General features: G+C 68.6%; 12 protein-coding genes. 7 read left to right on the top strand and 5 right to left on the bottom strand.

Translation table 11 applies throughout. From position 1 onward, the window contains the following. Positions 1 to 19 precede the first annotated feature (19 nt). Complete coding sequence (locus tag AC0662_RS24920; protein WP_478303560.1) at positions 20 to 2,059, bottom strand: fibronectin type III domain-containing protein; 2,040 nt, start codon at positions 2,057 to 2,059, stop codon at positions 20 to 22. Positions 2,060 to 2,275: 216 nt separating this feature from the next. Between AC0662_RS24920 and AC0662_RS24915 the strand changes: the two genes are divergently transcribed. From AC0662_RS24915 to AC0662_RS24905, 3 genes are all read left to right on the top strand, one after another. Beyond that, a complete protein-coding gene (locus tag AC0662_RS24915) occupies positions 2,276 to 3,754 on the top strand; it encodes a lysyl oxidase family protein (RefSeq protein WP_452198113.1) in 1,479 nt (492 codons plus the stop codon). A gap of 64 nt (positions 3,755 to 3,818) precedes the next feature. Continuing rightward, entirely contained in the window at positions 3,819 to 5,381 is a 1,563-nt protein-coding gene (locus AC0662_RS24910) for a N,N-dimethylformamidase beta subunit family domain-containing protein (RefSeq protein ID WP_478303558.1), read from the top strand. 4 nt (positions 5,382 to 5,385) lie between these two features. Beyond that, positions 5,386 to 6,957, top strand: coding sequence for a N,N-dimethylformamidase beta subunit family domain-containing protein (locus AC0662_RS24905; protein ID WP_478303556.1), 1,572 nt, complete (start codon positions 5,386 to 5,388; stop codon positions 6,955 to 6,957). Positions 6,958 to 7,083: 126 nt separating this feature from the next. Here AC0662_RS24905 and AC0662_RS24900 read toward each other — a convergent pair whose 3' ends face one another. Further along, entirely contained in the window at positions 7,084 to 8,613 is a 1,530-nt protein-coding gene (locus AC0662_RS24900; protein WP_452198107.1) for an MFS transporter, read from the bottom strand. 124 nt (positions 8,614 to 8,737) lie between these two features. Here AC0662_RS24900 and AC0662_RS24895 point away from each other — a divergent pair, with 124 nt between their 5' ends. Beyond that, positions 8,738 to 9,610 (top strand): LysR family transcriptional regulator, encoded by an 873-nt coding sequence (locus AC0662_RS24895; RefSeq protein ID WP_452198105.1) that lies wholly within the window; start codon positions 8,738 to 8,740, stop codon positions 9,608 to 9,610. Here AC0662_RS24895 and AC0662_RS24890 read toward each other — a convergent pair. Together AC0662_RS24890 and AC0662_RS24885 are read right to left on the bottom strand one after the other, a co-directional pair. Then, entirely contained in the window at positions 9,607 to 11,091 is a 1,485-nt protein-coding gene (locus tag AC0662_RS24890; protein ID WP_478303553.1) for a sulfatase family protein, read from the bottom strand. The two genes, AC0662_RS24895 and AC0662_RS24890, sit on opposite strands and share 4 nt — an antisense overlap. A gap of 53 nt (positions 11,092 to 11,144) precedes the next feature. Further along, the gene (locus AC0662_RS24885) at positions 11,145 to 11,957 is read right to left on the bottom strand and encodes a UbiA family prenyltransferase (RefSeq protein ID WP_478303551.1); all 813 of its coding nucleotides are present in this window, start codon (positions 11,955 to 11,957) and stop codon (positions 11,145 to 11,147) included. A gap of 18 nt (positions 11,958 to 11,975) precedes the next feature. On the opposite strand from AC0662_RS24885, the gene AC0662_RS24880 reads away from it, so the two are divergent. From AC0662_RS24880 to AC0662_RS24870, 3 genes are read left to right on the top strand one after another with little or no spacing between them, the layout of a single operon-like run. Further along, entirely contained in the window at positions 11,976 to 13,028 is a 1,053-nt protein-coding gene (locus AC0662_RS24880; RefSeq protein WP_452198099.1) for a type III polyketide synthase, read from the top strand. Continuing rightward, positions 13,028 to 13,540, top strand: a complete 513-nt coding sequence (locus AC0662_RS24875; RefSeq protein WP_452198097.1) for an isoprenylcysteine carboxyl methyltransferase family protein — start codon at positions 13,028 to 13,030, stop codon at positions 13,538 to 13,540. The genes AC0662_RS24880 and AC0662_RS24875 overlap by 1 nt, the downstream gene beginning before the upstream one ends. Further along, a complete protein-coding gene (locus AC0662_RS24870; protein ID WP_452198095.1) occupies positions 13,537 to 14,553 on the top strand; it encodes an NAD(P)/FAD-dependent oxidoreductase in 1,017 nt (338 codons plus the stop codon). The genes AC0662_RS24875 and AC0662_RS24870 overlap by 4 nt, the downstream gene beginning before the upstream one ends. Positions 14,554 to 14,785: 232 nt before the next feature. Here AC0662_RS24870 and AC0662_RS24865 read toward each other — a convergent pair whose 3' ends face one another. Next, the gene (locus AC0662_RS24865; protein ID WP_452198093.1) at positions 14,786 to 16,324 is read right to left on the bottom strand and encodes a helix-turn-helix domain-containing protein; all 1,539 of its coding nucleotides are present in this window, start codon (positions 16,322 to 16,324) and stop codon (positions 14,786 to 14,788) included. Positions 16,325 to 16,347 lie beyond the last annotated feature (23 nt).

Below are 16,347 nucleotides of genomic sequence, written 5' to 3'. Positions count from 1 at the left end.
CGGTCCCGCGGTCAGGTGGTTACACGGTGATCCAGTCGATGTCGGCGATGTAGCCGTTCGGGTTGCTGATCTTGAGGGAGTTGGATCCCGCGGTCAGCTTCACCGGGAGGTAGGTGACTTGCGGCGTACCCCAGTCGTTGTCGCCGAGGCCGTGGTAGTTCACCCAGTAGCTGTCGGCGCCGTTGACCGTCAGCATGCTCTGCCGGCTGGTGTCGCCGTCGGTGTACGCGATCTTCACCAGGTACGTGCCGGTCGCCGGCACCGTGATGCCGTTCAGCGTCACCGTCGATCCGTACCCGATGTTGCCGATCTTTGCGCCACCCGAACACAGGCTGCAGTCCGAGACGCCCGCGTTCCCGGTCCGGGTACTCGTCGGTGCCTCTGCTTCGTACCGCACCGGTCCACCGGCCTTCGCGGTGTACATCGTCACGGCGGCACTCGGCTCCGACGTACGACCGCCCTTCACACCCTTGACCGTGAAGGTGTACTGCGTCTGCGCCGCGAGACCACCGACCACTGCGTTCGGCTTCGTGGTCGTCGCCACCTGCTTGCCATTGGCAAACACCTGGTACGACGTGGCGCCCGCGCTCGGCCGCCAGTTCAGCGACACGGTCGTCCGGCTTGCATCGGTCGCCGTCACGTCCGCCGGGATGCTCACCGGAACGTTGCCCGGCGTGATCTTGTACAGCTTCGACCCGTGCGCGGGCAGCTCGGCGCTCACCGAACCGCTGACGTCCCGCGTGTTCTGGTTCGCCCAGATGTCGCGCACGGTCGCCTTGCCGCCGATCCCGAGCTGGTCGAAGTTGCCGGTCACCGTGGCGGGGGAGTCCGCCAGGTTGAACAGCGCGACCGTGGTGCTGCCGTCGGCGTTCTGCGCGTACCAGACCTGCTGCAGCTGGTCCTGGTTCAGCGGTCGCGCCGGGTTGCCGGACTGGTTGATCGCGATGACCTCGCGGTTCGTGAGCAGCTTGAGGCCGTACGCGTCGAGCTTGGTCAGGTCGTCACCGGCGAACAGCGGTGCCGAGTTGATCGCCCAGAACGTCATGTAGCTCTGGCGTTCCGCGTCGGTCAAGCCGTCCATCGCGCCGACACCGACGTTCAGGGCGTCGAGGTTGTTCCAGTGGCCGGGGCCGGCGTCGTCGATCCACTGCGGTAGATCCCACCAGCGGGCCTTCACCGAGCTGTCCCACTTGACGATCGTGTCGCAGTAGCACTCGACGTCGGTGTCGATCCGCCAGCCGTTCGAGTTCGCCTTCCACACGTCGGCGTACCGGTGGCTGAGTGACCAGGACAGTGTGTACATCATCGGGCGGCCGGCGTTCTGGACCGCGCGCCACCACGCCTCGATGTCCTCGGTGTTGTTGTGGTTGGGGTCGTCCGGCGCGCCCTTCCAGGAGCCGGGGCCGACACCGTCCATCTTGATGAAGTCGACGCCCCAGGACGCGAACAGCTTGGCGATCGAGTCGGCGTACTTCTGGGCGCAGGGGCTCGCGTAGTTGATCTTGTACGCCGCGTCCCAGCCGTTGGTCTTGCGCAGGTCCGGGTAGACGATGTCGCGGGTGAAGCAGCCGGGCGCGTCGAAGATCGGGGTGTTGCCGTCGCGGTACACATCCGTGCCGAGGCCGACGACGGTGTAGATGCCGAACTTCAGGCCGAGCTTGTGGATGTCGTCGCCGACCGCCTTCATCCCGCGCGGGAACCGCTTCGCGTTGGCGACCGGACGGCCGTACTCGTCGCCGCCGTCCTGCCAGCCGGCGTCGACGTTGATGTACTCGTAGCCGTACGGCTTGAGCTTCGTGGCCAGGGCGTTCGCTTGGGTGAGGATGTTCTTCTCGCTGATGAAGCTGCCCGGGCCGTCGGGGTTCACACCCGGGTAGTTGGTCGACTGCAGACTCCAGCTGCTCCAGCCCATGTAGGGCTTGGCAGCGATTTGCTGGTTGATCTGTGGGGCGGATGGCGGGGTCTTGGCCTGGACCGCATCGGCCGGGGCGGTGGCGGCTGCGGTCGACACCAGGGCGACGGCGGCCAGCACGAACGTGGTGCGGCGTCTCAAGGACATGTGATGGTCCTCCGGGGGAGGAGTGAGCGGACCTCGCCGAGCCTAGGTGTGCTTAATTTACGCAGTCAAGTATTCAGCCACGGTGACTTTTCCCTGACCTCCCGTGACAGTACTGCCATGGAACCTTGATCAACTTCGGTCCGCCGCCGAGTCGTCGTACCAGCAAGAGGCCGGCTCGTGAGGACGCCGGCGGGTGCAGGAGGGGGTTTCATCATCGTGAAGGCATACAGGCTCGGCCGGACGGCGGTCGCCGTGGCAGGGGCAGCGGGACTGGTCGCACTCGCGGCCACCGGCGCATCGGCGGCCACCAGCGGCCGGTCGGGTACGACGGTCGCGCGGCCGCCACTGAAGTTGGTTGCCGGAAGCATCGACGTGACACTGACCGATGTCCAGGACTACGGCGTCGATCTTGATCTCGGTACCCATGTGGTGGCGGGTAATGCACCGATCGAGGTGCGCGCGACGCGGGCGTCGTACGCGTCGCCTGTGGTCGCGACGCAGTACGTGCACGGCAAGGCGGTGCGGCAGTTGCCAAAGGGGCTGGTCACGGACTTCTCCGGGCTCGGGAAGTTCCTGCACATCACGTTGACCAATGCGGCGGGCAAGAAGGTCGTGGACAAGGACCAGACGGTCTGCCTGAACGGTGACGGGTCCCGGACCCGCCCGGATGCGCCGGCGACGTCGCCGTACCCGGACGGCTGTACGGCGAATCCGTTCACGCAGGGGGCGGTCTGGGGGCTACAGACCGGTTGGTCGGCGCAGACGTTCACCGATGGGGCTCCGGCGAAGCTTGCTCTAGGCAAGTACAAGGCGGTCGTCTCGGTGAACAAGGCGTACCGGGACTTCTTCAAGATCTCTGCGAAGGACTCGACGGTCGCTCTGAACGTGACTGTGCAGAAGGGTGACAGCGTCGGCGGTCGGAAGGCGGCTGCTGCGACTTCGGTGGCGCTGAAGCCGAACGCGGCTCGACCGACGGGCAAGGCTGGTATACCGAACGGCCCGAAGCCGGACCTCCGGCCGGTGCCCGCGTGGGGGATCGAGGTCGCGCCGGGTGACGCCGGTACGCCGGATGCGAACAAGGACTTCCTGCAGTTCTCGGCGACCGTGTGGAACGCGGGCCCATCGCCGCTGGTGCTGGACGGGTTCCGGCGGCAGGGCAAGGACCTGATGGACGCGTACCAGTACTTCTACGATGCCCGCGGCAAGCAGGTCGGGTACCAGAACACCGGCACGCTGGAGTGGGACGGCCGGGAGGGCCACAATCACTGGCACTTCACCGACTTCGCCCGCTACAGCTTGCTGAACGCGCGGCAGACCGAGGTGGTCCGCAGCCAGAAGGAGGCGTTCTGTCTGGCCGCGACGGACTCGATCGACTACACGGTCAAGAACGCGAACTGGCACCCGGACAACACCGACCTGCACACCGCGTGCGGCGACCACAGCTCGCTGTCGGTCCGCGAAGTCCTGGACGTCGGCTCCGGCGACACCTACGTGCAGACCTTGCCGGGTCAGTCGTTCGACATCACCAACCTGGCCAACGGCACGTACTACGTCCAGGTGACCGCCAACCCCGAGCACCGGCTTTACGAGTCGAGCACGAAGAACAACGTCGCGCTCCGGCAGGTCGTACTCGGCGGCACCAAGCACCACCGCACCGTCAAGGTGCTCCCGGTCGGCGTCATCACCGCTCCCTGACGACGCTTCTCAGCCTGTTCCAAGCTCCGCCCTCCTACCCTCGAAATGGCGAGAGGAGGGGGCTGTGCGCGCAGGAATCCTTGCTGTCATGGTCTCGTTGTCGACGATTCTGGTGTCCGGGTGCCAGGCGACCCCGAAGCACTCGGCCGCCGCGGCGGCCGGCACCACCCCAGGTCCGGTCGAGATCAGCCGATCTGGCTCGACCAGCTGGGTCATCAGAACGAGCCGGATGGCCGGTCCCGCCGACCTGGCCGGCTACGCTGATCACACCAGCGTCCGGAGCGGTGAGCCCTTCAAACTCTTCGTCTCCTCGTCCGACGGCAACTTCACCGTCCAGTCCTACCGGCTCGGCTGGTACGGCGGAACGGGCGCGCGACTCGTCTGGACATCACCCGTCGTACGGGGCGTGAAGCAAGCGGCGCCGGCGCTGACGAAGCTGCGGATGGTGACGACGAACTGGCAGCCGTCCCTGACGGTCCGCACGACCGGCTGGGTGCCCGGCGCGTACCTGCTCCTGCTGCGCGCGGCCGACGGCAAGGAGAAGTACGTGCCGATCGTGGTGCGGTCGGACTCCGCCCGGGACGCGGTGCTGATCGTCGACGCGGTCAACACCGAGGAGGCGTACAACGCCTGGGGCGGCTACTCGCTCTACCACGGTCCGCACGAACTGTCCGCGCAGCGTTCGCTCGAGGTGACGTTCGACCGGCCGTACGACGACGGCGGCGCGCGCGGGTTGATGGACTTCGCGATGCCTGTGATCCAGCAGGCCGAGCAGAGCGGCGTACGACTGGCTTATGCGACAAGTGCGGATCTCGACGCGGATCCGGGGCTGCTCGCCGGGGCGCGCGGGATCGTGTTCGGTGGGCACGACGAGTACTGGACGCCCGGGATGCGGAACGCGGTGACGAAGGCGCGTGACGCTGGGACCAACCTGGCGTTCCTCGGCGCGAACTCGGTGTTCTGGCGGGTTCGGTACGCGGCCAGTCGGCTCGGTCCGCGGCGCGTGCTGATCGGGTACAAGGACGCGCGGCTGGATCCGTTGAAGAACCAGCCGGACACGACGGTGCGCTGGCGGAGCAACCCGTTCCCGGATCCGGAGAACAATCTGATCGGGATGCTGTACGAATGCTTCCCGGCGGTTGGTGCGTTCACGATCCGAGACCCGGGGTTCTTCCTGTTCGCGGGTACGGGAGCGCGGGCGGGGACGTCGTACCCCGGGCTGATCGGGGACGAGGCGGACCGGGCGTATCCGATCGCGGGGACGCCGGCGAACCTGCAGGTGGTCGCGCATTCGCCGACGACCTGTGGTCCCGCCCGGCACACGTTCTCGGACGCGTCGTACTACACCGCGAAGTCGGGGGCGGGCGTGTTCACCACCGGCTCGATCGAGTGGGTACGCGCGTTGGCGGGACCGGACCCGAAGGCGGGTGTGGGTCCGGCGGCGGTGGCGTTCGCGCGGAAGGTGACGGTCACCGTGTTCCGGGCGCTGGCGGGAGGCCCGCTGGGGCGGACGCATCCCGCGCTCGGCGACCTGTCGACGCTGCGCGAATCGCCGTCGCAGATGAGCGGGACCGGCGGGCCGGTGGGGTCTATGACGCAGCACCCGCCGTTGCATGCGAGAGACTGACCGTATGCGCCGATGGCTGGTGGTGGGGGTAGTCGTGCTGTTGACGGCGGCGGGGTGCCGCGCGAGCCCGCCTGCCGCGGACCCGTCACCAACCACCGACGGGCCGTCGACTAGCCAGCCATCGTCCGGTCAGCCATCCACGGGTAAGCCGTCGACCGCCGCGCCGGTGGCCGAGAACGCGAAGCCGGGGACGACGGCCTGGCGGATCCCGGTGAACCGGATCGCCGGGCCGATGGAGCTCGCCGGGTACGCCGACCACGTCAGCGTCCGCAGCGGACAACCCTTCCGCCTGTTCGTCACCTCGACCGCAGGCGCCTTCACGGTGCGGGCCTTCCGCGTTGGCTGGTACGGCGGAACCGGTGCGAGGCTGGTCTGGACGTCGTCAACGATCCCCGGTCGCGCGCAACCCGCCCCGACCGTGCGGCCGGCGGACCGGATGGTCAGTACGAAATGGCAACCGTCCCTCACCGTTTCGACGACCGGCTGGCCGGCCGGCGCGTACCTGCTTCTCCTCACCGCGGCGAACGGTAAGCAGAAGTACGTCCCGATGACCGTCCGCTCGGAGTCGACCCGCGGCGCGGTCGCGATCGTGAACGCGGTGAACACGTACCAGGCCTACAACCAGTGGGGCGGGTACTCGCTCTACAACGGGCCCGACAAGTCGTTCGCGAGTCGCGCCCATCGCGTCACCTTCGACCGCCCGTACGACGGGAACGGCGCGCGCACGTTGGTGCAGTCCGAGATGCCGCTGATCCAGTTGGCCGAGCGGAGCGGCGTACCGCTGGCCTATTTGACGAGCGTGGATCTCGCGACCGCGCCGGACGCACTCGCCGGGGCGCGCGGGATGGTGTCGCTGGGGCATGACGAGTACTGGACCGTTGCCATGCGCGACGCGGTGACGAAGGCGCGGGACACGGGGACGAACGTCGCGTTCCTCGGGGCGAACGCGGTCTACTGGCGGGTCCGGTACGAGAACAGTCCGCTCGGGGCGTCCCGGGTCGTGGTCGGGTACAAGGACGCGAATGCCGACCCGGTGAAGAACCGGCCGGACACGACCGCGAAATGGCGCAGCAAGCCGGATCCGCGCCCCGAGAACTCGTTGACCGGGATGCTCTACGAATGCTTCCCGGCGGTCGGTGCGTTCACGGTGCACGATCGCGACTTCTTCTTGTTCAGCGGGACGCGAGGTACGTCGTTCCCAGGGCTCACCTCGACCGAGGTCGACCGGGCGTATCCGATCGCGGGAACGCCGGCCAACCTGCAGGTGGTGGCGCACTCGGCGGTGAGCTGCGGCGCGGGAGTGCACACGTTCTCGGACGCGACGTACTACACGGTCGCGTCCGGAGCCGGGGTCTTCGACACCGGTTCGATGGAGTGGGTCCCGGCACTGCGCGCGCCGAACTCGAAGCTCTCACTCACCGCGGCCGGGGTGGCGTTCACGCGGACGGTCACGCTGAACCTGCTCCGGGCGATGGCCGCAGGTCCGATGGGCCGCACCCATCCGGCCCGCGGAAACCTAGCCACCCTCGGCGCTTCCCCGTCCACCTCCACCGGCTCCGGCGGCAAGGTCGGCTGACTTTGTGCTCCCACCAACCATTGTGAGGCGGCCGAAATGGTTGGTGGGGGCTCAAGGTGTGGCCCGGGGCAGGGGCGAGGTGGAAGGCAGCCGCTCGGCCCTGCCCCGGGAACTCGGGAGTTGAACTCAGTGGTGTTGCGGGCGGCGGCGGGAGCGGACCCGGCCGACGTGTGAGTCCATCCGCGCGTGCTGCCGGCGGCCGAGGGCGAACGGGCGGGACGTGCGGTTCCAGAGCGGGGTGCTCTGCGGAGCCGCCAGGTGGATCTCGGTCTGCCGCAGGTTGAGCCGGAGCGGAACCTGGTGCCACGGGGACCGGGTCCGGACGAGGACCAGCCGGAACTTGCCGTCCCGGCGGAGCCGCAGACCGATCGCGATCGTCGCGATCGCCGGTACCAGCCCGGCGAGCGCCAGCGCCGAGCGCGCCCCGAAGTGCTGGGCGAGGTACCCGACCGTCGGCCCGCCGATCGCGCCGCCCCCGATGAAGACCAGGTTGTAGATCCCGGAGACCCGGCCGCGCAGGCCGTCCGGAGTGGTCAGCTGGACCATCGACTGGGCCGCGGTCAGGAACATCAGCGTCGCCATCCCCATCGTGGCCAGCACCGGGATGAACGTCCACAGCGACGGCTGGATCGCCGCGAGCACCTCGGTGATCGTCAGCAGGCAGGCGATCCCGATCAGGTTCCGCAGCCGGGTCGGCCGGACCCGGCGGGCCGAGAGCAGCGCACCACCGAGCGCTCCGAACGCGACGACCGAGTTCAGTACGCCGTACCCCGAGGCGCCGGTGTGGAAGACCCGGTCCGCGAACGCGGTCAGAGTCACCGGCAGGCTGATGCAGAACATGCCGTAGATGCCGACCAGCGCGATCGCCCAGCGGACGGCCGGCTCGTGGAACGCGTACCGGACGCCGTCGCGCAGCCCGTCGCGGATCCGCAGTCCCGCGCTCGCCTTGCGGGCGGCGTGGAACCCGGGCATCTCGCTCTCGCGCATCCGCAGCAGCGCGCTGATCGAGGCGAAGAAGGTCAGGCCGTTGAGCGCGAAGGCCCAGCCGGCGCCGATCGTGCCGAGCAGGACGCCGCCGAGCGCGGGACCGATCAGGCTGCCGAGCTGGAACGTCGACGACACCATGCTGATCGCGTTCCGCACCGTCTCGCGGGGGACCAGTTCGGTGACGAACGACTGCCGGGTCGGGTTGTCGACGGCGGTGGCCAGGCCGAGTACGAACGCCATCGTGTAGACGTGCCAGACCTGCACCGAACCGGTGAAGGCGGTCAGCGCGAGGATGCCGGCGCAGGTACCCATCGTGATCTGGGTGACGAGCAGGATCTTCCGCTTCGGGAAGCGGTCCGCGATCACGCCGCCGAACAGGCCGAGCACGAGGGTGGGGAGGAACTGCAGCGCGGTCGTGATGCCGACCGCGGTGGCGCTGCCGGTGAGCGTGAGCACGAGCCAGTCCTGGGCGATGCGCTGGATCCAGCCGCCGGTCGAACTGACCAGCAGACCGCTGACCAGGAGGCGGAAGTTACGGACCCGCAGCGCGCTGAAGGTGTCCTTGAAACCGGGCCGGCGCGCCTGCGTTTCCCGGAGTTTCGTCGAGTCGGTGGTGCGGTGAAGGTGGAAGTCGGTGGACGGGACAGTACCGGTGGCCCGGGAGGTCAAGAGCGATCCCTACGCGATTGGACTGGTCAGGGGAGGACCCCTCCATCCTCAGGGGTGGACGCTGGATTCCCCCAACGAATTACTCCTATTAGTCTTATTGCGTGACGTAATGGGAGGTGCATCGATGTACGACCCGGACCAGCTCCGGACGTTCCTCGCGGTCGCGCAGTCGCTCAGCTTCACCCAGGCAGCAGAGCGGCTGGGCATCCGGCAACCGACGGTGAGTCAACATGTCCGCAAACTCGAGACGGCGGTTGGGCGACCCTTGTTCGTCCGTGACACCCGCACTGTCACGCTGACCGCGGACGGCGAGGCGATGGCCGGTTTCGCCCGCACCATCCTGGCCGCGCACGAGGAGGCCGCCGGCTACTTCACCGGCTCGGAGCTCCGCGGCCGGCTGCGGTTCGGCGTCACCGACGACCTGGCGCTGACGCCGCTGCCGAAGATCTTGCGGGACTTCCGGCAGCTGTACCCGCGGATCGACCTCGAGCTGACCGTCGCCCAGAGCCCCAACCTGCTCCGCCGGGTCGAGTCCGGTCACCTCGACCTCGCCTACGTCAAGCACGGCGCCGGCGGCGGCTACGAGCCGAACGGCCGGCTGGTACGCCGTGACTCGCTCGTCTGGGCCGGCATCTCGGGCACCCGGATCGCGGCCGACGGGCCAGTCCCGCTGGTCACGTACCAGGCGCCGTCGCTGAGCCGCTCGCTCGGTGTGCAGTCGCTCGAGCAGGCCGGTCGCACCTGCCGGATCACGTGCATCGTGCGCGGCGTCAACGGCGTACTGGCTGCGGTTCGGGCCGGGCTCGGGATCGCGATCTTCGCTCGGTCGCTGATGCCCGCGGACCTGGTCGAGCCGCCGCCGAGCGCCGGGCTGCCGGAGCTGCCGCCGATCGACCTGGTGCTGATCACCAACCCGCGCGCCGCCAAGGAGCCGGCCGAGGCGCTGACGGCCGCGATCCTCGGCAGCAACGCCCCGCTGAAGCCCGACGCGGCCTAGGCGCCGGCCTTCCAGCAGGCCGCTCCGCCCTTGCACGCCTTGAGCGCCTTGACCTTGGCGTGCAGTGCGGCGCGCTGGCTGGTGGAGAGCGAGGACGCCGTGTTGTTCAGCTGGAGCGGGTCCTTCGAGCGGTCGTAGTACTCGATGGTCCCGTCCGAGTACTCGACGTACGTCGCGGTCGCGGTGCGCAGGGCCTCGTACGACGTGGGGTTGCCGCTGCCCTTTTCCGGGTGATCAGGGTCCTTCGGGTCGGTGTCCGGGCCGTGGTGCTCGACGAGGCTCGTCGTACGCCAGTCCTTGGGCGCCGTACCGCCGAGCAGCGGGGTCAGCGTGTGGCCGTCGACGTCCGGTGCGGGGGTGAGTCCGCCGAGGGTCTCGAAGGTCGGCGCGAGGTCGATGTTCTGCGCGGGCTGTTGCACCGTGCTGCCGGCCTTGAGCCCCGGACCGGCCATCACCAGCGGCACGTGGATGTCGGTCTCGAACGCGGTCTGCTTGCCCGCGGTCAGGCTGTGCTCGCCGAGGTGGTACCCGTTGTCGGAGCTGAATACGACGACGGTGTTGTCGGCGACACCCTTCTTCTCCAGCGTGTCCCGCAGCGAGCCGATCATCCGGTCCACCGACTGCACGGCCTGCGCCCGCTTGCGGAACGCCTGGTCCAGCGCGGTCTGCTGCTTCGGGGTCAGCGGCGGGTGCTTCGCGAGCCACGGCGGCGCGTTCGCGGGCAGCTTGCCGTACGAACCGTCGCGCGGAGCCTTCAGCCCGGGGAACTTGTCCTTGTCCTGCGGCGCGGGCGTGTACGGACCGTGCGGCGAGAAGGTCGACACCTCGAGGAAGAACGGCTGCTTCGCGTCGGCCGACGTACTGATGACGTCCCGCGCCTTTCCGGCGAGTACGTCGGTCAGGTAGTCGCTCGGCTCCTTGCCATGCTTCTCGAGCTTGTGGTTCACGTTCAGCGTGTAGTTGTACTCGTTGTACCCGGCACCCGCGACCGCCCAGTCGTCCCAGCCCGGCGGCACGTAGTTGTCCTGCCCGTCGACCTTGCCGTCCGGCTGGTAGCCGTTCAGGTACTTGCCCATCATCGCGGTGTGGTAGCCGGCCTTCTGCAGCGCGGTCGCGAACGTCGAGTCCTCGTTCTCGCGCTTGTGGAAGGTCTTGAACCCGCCGTCCTTGCCGCCGTTGGTGAACACCCCGGTGTCGTGCGGGAACTTGCCGGTGAAGATCGACGACCGCGACGGGCAGCACAGCGAGTCCGTGACTGAGTAGTTCGCGAACGACGCGCCGTCTTTGGCCAGCTTCTGTACCTGGGGCATGTACTGCACCAGGTTCATCGACAGGTCGTCGGTGAGCACGAACACCATGTTCGGGTGGTCGGGCTCACTGGCGCTGGTGTTGACCGAGGTCGGCTGTTGATCGGCCCGGGAACATCCGGCCAGCGCGACCACGAGAGCTAGCACGACAGCGAACGTTCGTCGGAAGAGCATGTGTTCCACCGTAAACACGAAGCGACGATCCGCACCTGAAGAGTCGCTGAAGGTCAGACGAGGGCGTCTCCGCGCAGGACCAGCGAGATCACGCTGACCGCGGCGATCGCGATCGTGATCAGGAACGGGGCGTCCCGCCAGAGCAGGATCGTGGCGAGCAGCGCGGCAACGAGGGCGAGCGCGATCCAGCCGATCACCCCGATCGGCCCGGCCGGGGCGATCACCAGCAGCCCGGTCGCGAGGGCGAGCGGGAGGGGGGCGAGCAGGCGGGCGTAGCGGCCCAGTCGCTGCGGCCAGCCGCGGACGCCGGTCGCGAGATCGTCGTCCAGATCGGGTACGACATTCGCCAAATGGGCACCGATACCCAGGAGAGCACCCGCCGCGGTGGCCCACCACGGTGCCCAGACGTCCGCGGTGCCGAGCGTCACGAACGAGGGCAGTGCGCCGAACGCGACGGCGTACGGGAGCCAGGAGATCGCGGTGGATTTGAGACCCAAGTTGTACGCCCAGGCACAGCCGACGAACAGCAGATGAACCAGTCCGGCCGCGATTCCGTTGGCCAAGGAGACGGGGATGGTGACCACCAGCATGACGCCGGCAGCGATCGCGAGTGTCCGCCGACTCACCAGTCCACGGACCACGGGCTTGTCCTGGCGGTTCACAATGGTGTCGCGGGCGGCATCTATCGCGTCATTGCTCCAGCCGATCGAGAGGTGGCCGGTGAGGATCGTTGCTGCGACGAGGAGACACCCGGCCGGACTGCGCCCGGCCGACCATGCGACGGCCGTGACCAGTGCGGTGACGGCAACGGTGGGACCGGGGTGGCAGGCGAGTGCCAGTCCGCGAAGCGTCTTGAGGATCCCCACCCACGTAACGATGCCACGATGACGCGGGTCGCAGCGGTCCGGCCCGCGCTCCCGCCGTACCGCTATCCGCAGTCGGAGCTGACCGAGGCGTTCGCCTCGATGTGTCTTCCGGACGGAGCGGGTACGGCGTTGTTGCGCCGGCTGCACGCCAACGCGGGGGTGTCGTACCGGCATCTGGCCCTGCCGCTGGAGGAGTACGCCGTCCTCAAGGACTTCGGTGCGGCGAACGACGCGTGGATCGAGACGGCCGTGGACCTCGGCGCCGAGGCGGTCGCGGGAGCGGTGCGCGACGCCGGGCTGACGCTGGCCGATGTGGACGTACTGATGTTCACGACGGTGACCGGAGTGGCGGCGCCGTCGATCGACGCGCGGGTGGCGTTGCGGCTCGGACTGCGCGAGGACGTGAAACGGCTGCCGCTGTTCGGACTCGGGTGTGTCGGTGGAGCGGCGGGGATCGCGCGGCTGCACGACTATCTGACGGCGTGGCCGACGCAGGTCGCCGTACTGCTGTCGGTCGAGTTGTGTTCGCTGACACTGCAGCGGGACGACGCTTCGTTGCCGAATCTGGTGGGTGGGGCGCTGTTCGGGGACGGCGCGGCGGCAGTGGTGCTGACCGGGTCCGAGCATCCGCTGGCGTCGGGTCCTTCGGTGGTGGCGACGCGCAGCCGGTTGTATCCGGACTCGGAGCGGGTGATGGGGTGGGACGTCGGGTCCGGCGGGTTCCGGATCGTGCTCGGGGCCGACGTACCCGACGTGGTGCGGACCTATCTGGGCGGCGATGTCCGCGGGTTCCTGGGGGAGCACGCGTTGACAGTGCCGGACATCGGGACCTGGGTGAGTCATCCGGGTGGGCCGAAGGTGCTCGAGGCGGTCGCGGAGACGCTGGCGCTGCGGCCCGGCGCGCTGGACCTGACGTGGCAGTCGCTCGATGCGGTCGGCAACCTGTCGTCGTCCTCGGTGCTGCACGTGCTCGGTGACACTCTCGAGTTGGATCCTGCTCCCCAGGGACCTGGTGTGTTGCTGGCGATGGGGCCTGGGTTCTGTTCCGAGCTTGTGCTGATGGAGTGGTGATGTACGGCTGGTATGTGGGACTGGTGCTGCTCGTCGCTGCAGAGCGCGTGGCGGAGCTCGTGGTGTCGTTGCGCAACGCGAAGTGGAGCTTCGCGCACGGCGGCGTGGAGTCGGGGCGGGGGCACTACCCGTTCATGGTCGCGCTGCACACCGGGCTGCTCGCGGCGTGCCTGATCGAGGCGATGCATCGGCCGTTCATCCCGTGGTTGGGGTGGACGATGTTCGCGGTCGTGCTGCTCGCGCAGGGGCTGCGGTGGTGGTGCATCACGGTGCTCGGGCATCAGTGGAACACCCGCGTGATCGTCGTACCCGGGCTCAAGCTGGTTGCTCGGGGCCCGTATCGGTTCCTGCGGCATCCGAACTACGTGGCGGTCGTCGCGGAGGGGATCGCGCTGCCGCTCGTGCACACCGCGTGGATCACCGCGCTGGTCTTCACCGTCCTGAACATTCCGCTGCTGGCCGTCCGGATCCGGTGCGAAGAGACGGCACTGAAGTCGGCGCTGGTGACGTGATCGACCTGCTGGTCGCCGGAGCGGGACCGGCCGGTTCCGCCACTGCCATCCGGGCTGCCATGGCCGGTCTGTCGGTCGTGGTGGTCGAGCCGCGCTCCGCTCCGATCGACAAGGCGTGTGGTGAGGGCATCGCCCACAGCGCGGCGTCGTACCTCTCCCGCCTGGGCGTGGAACTCACCGGCCGTCCGTTCCACGGCATCCGGTACCTCGACGGGACGCACTCCGTTGACGCCCGTTTCGCCGCGGGCCCTGGGCTTGGAGTACGCCGCACCACTCTGCAGGCAGGTCTGGTCTCGCGCTTGGCTGCTCTCGACATCCCTGTCATCCGTGATCGGGTCGGGCCGATCACTCAGAACACGACCTCGGTCACCGCTGCCGGCATCACTGCGCGGTATCTGGCGGCAGCCGACGGCCTTCATTCACCGATCCGTCGCCAACTCGGTCTCTGCTCCGAGAACCCCAGCGAAGTCCGCCGCGGTCTGCGACAGCATTTCCACGTCGCACCGTGGACCGATCTCGTAGAGGTCTACTGGTCTCCTCTCGGCGAGGCCTACGTCACCCCGGTCGCCGACGATCTGGTCGGCGTCGCCGTCCTCACCTCGGCTCGCGGCACCTTCGACTCGCACCTCGACGCCTTCCCGCTACTGAAACGCCGCCTCCGCGACGCTGAAACGGCCAGTGCCGTAATGGGCGCCGGACCGCTGCGTCAACGCGTCCGCGCCCGTACCGCCGGCCGCGTCCTGCTCGTCGGCGACGCCGCCGGGTACGTCGACGCGCTGACCGGCGAAGGCATCGCGGTAGCACTTCGTACGTCGGCCGAACTCGTCGACTGCGTCCGCGCCGACCGCCCGCAGGACTACGAGGCCGCCTGGCGCCGGGTCTCCTGGGAGTGCCGCCTGCTGACCGCGACATTGCTCTGGGCCCGCAACCGCTCCGTGCTCGCGCCGCGGATCGTGCCTGCGGCGACACGGCTGCCGGGCGTGTACTCGGCCATCGTCAACCGGTTGTCGTAGGCAACATCGGCCCGGAAATGCCGTTGGCCCGGCGATCGCTCAGACAATCGCCGGGCCCACGGTGGGCCGAGCTTCCTGGTGAAAAGCTCGGACCTTGGTCCGCCGTTCCGGCCTCCTGGTGAAAGGCCGGACCGGCTGACAAGGAAGACTCTGTCAGCCGGATGTTGCTCAACAGTTGCCGGAATGTGAAGCCTTGTTACATGGGGCTGTGGCGAAGATCTCAGTGCCGGTTTCAGTGCTCGGTGCGGACCGCCGCGATCTGTAGTTGCAGGGCCAGACGCTGCCGCGGATCGGACAGGTCGAGGTGCGCGATCTCGCCGATTCGCTTCATCCGGTGCCGCAACGTGTTCGTGTGCAGGTGCAGTGCGCGCGCCGCCCGCTGCGGTTGCCCCGGATAGTCGAGCCAGGCCTGCAACGTCTCCACGAATCCCGTGTCGTGCTCGATGTCGTGCCGCAGCAGCGTTGCGAGCGGACCATCCATCTTGGTGGTATCAAGCGAGGTGACGGCCCGATGCACCGTCAGCAGGTGCCAGGCGTCCTCCACCCGAAGTGCGGGGCCGGGCGCGAGTCCCCGACGTACCAGACCGAGGAGTTCGACGGCCTCGGCTCGGGACATCGGGAGATCGGCTGGTCCGCGGGCCGGACCACCGGCCGCGGCGTACGTGCCGGGTGCTTGCTCGATGACGAGTTTCTGCAGCCAGATCCACGACCCTGGTCCGTCCGTGTCGGTGACCACGGCCAGCACCGTTCCGTCGAGGTCCGCGAGCTGCGGTTCGCTCCAGCCGTGCCGACGACCGGTCGACTCCCACAGGTCGAGCTGCTGAGGTACGTCGTACCCCTCGGGTGAGCCGAGCGCCACCACGCGCCAGGGCTGACGTGGAAGCCGTACGTCGACCGGGTTGTCCGGAGAGAACTGCCGCAGGATCGTCCGCAGCCGGTCGATCGCACTCCGCCGCGCTACGTCGGCCTGAGCCCGCAGCCGCAACAGGTGCAACGCTAGGACCGACGCGGCGTTGCTGAGCTCCGCAGTGACCGCATCACTCACCGGACCGTCGACAACAGCCCAGATAGACCCCAGCCACTCACCGCCGGCCCGCACTGGTACGACGAGACGCGGGCGGATGCCGTTCGGTCCGGTAGGTACCAGGAACGGCTCACTGGACCGGGCCAGGCGCCGAAAGATGCCACGGGCCCTGAAGTGCGCGATCACCTCGGCCGGGACGCGGCGTCCGACAATCGTCGACACACGGGTCGGGTCGGTGAAGTCCTGACCGGAGGAGTACGCCAGAACCCTGGACTGGTTGTCCTCGATCGTCACTGGCGCGTCGACGATGGCAGCAGCGGCATCGGCCAGTGCGAACAGCTCCTGGTGCACACCGGCGTCTCCAGCGGCGGGCGAGTCCGGTGCGGCGGCTCGGTCGAGTACGCCGCGCAGCAGCCAGACGACGTGCGCCCAGGTGACGCTGGGCTGCAGTGCGACGAGTGCGAGCACCTCCCGCTCCGCTGCGGCCGCCACGGTCGGTTCGTGCGCCAGCGTCGTACGGAGAACGACTCCTGAGGCGTTGCCGGCCGCGCAGCGCTCGACCAGCTCGACAGCGTCCTCTGCGTCGCGCAGACCGAGTCCGAGCACCAGATCGCCGGGCTGACCGGTCGCAGGCTCCTGCGGATCGGCCAGGAAGACGTCCCGGACCTCACTGTCGCCCTTGCCCGCCGCCACCACCTCGAACAGCGCTGGGCCGACGGCAGCGGTCAGGTCAGACACGGAGATCATGAGGTTATTGTGCGCTGAGCACA

It is taken from the genome of Kribbella sp. NPDC043289 (assembly GCF_056436705.1).
This window is presented reverse-complemented; position numbering and strand designations above follow the sequence as displayed.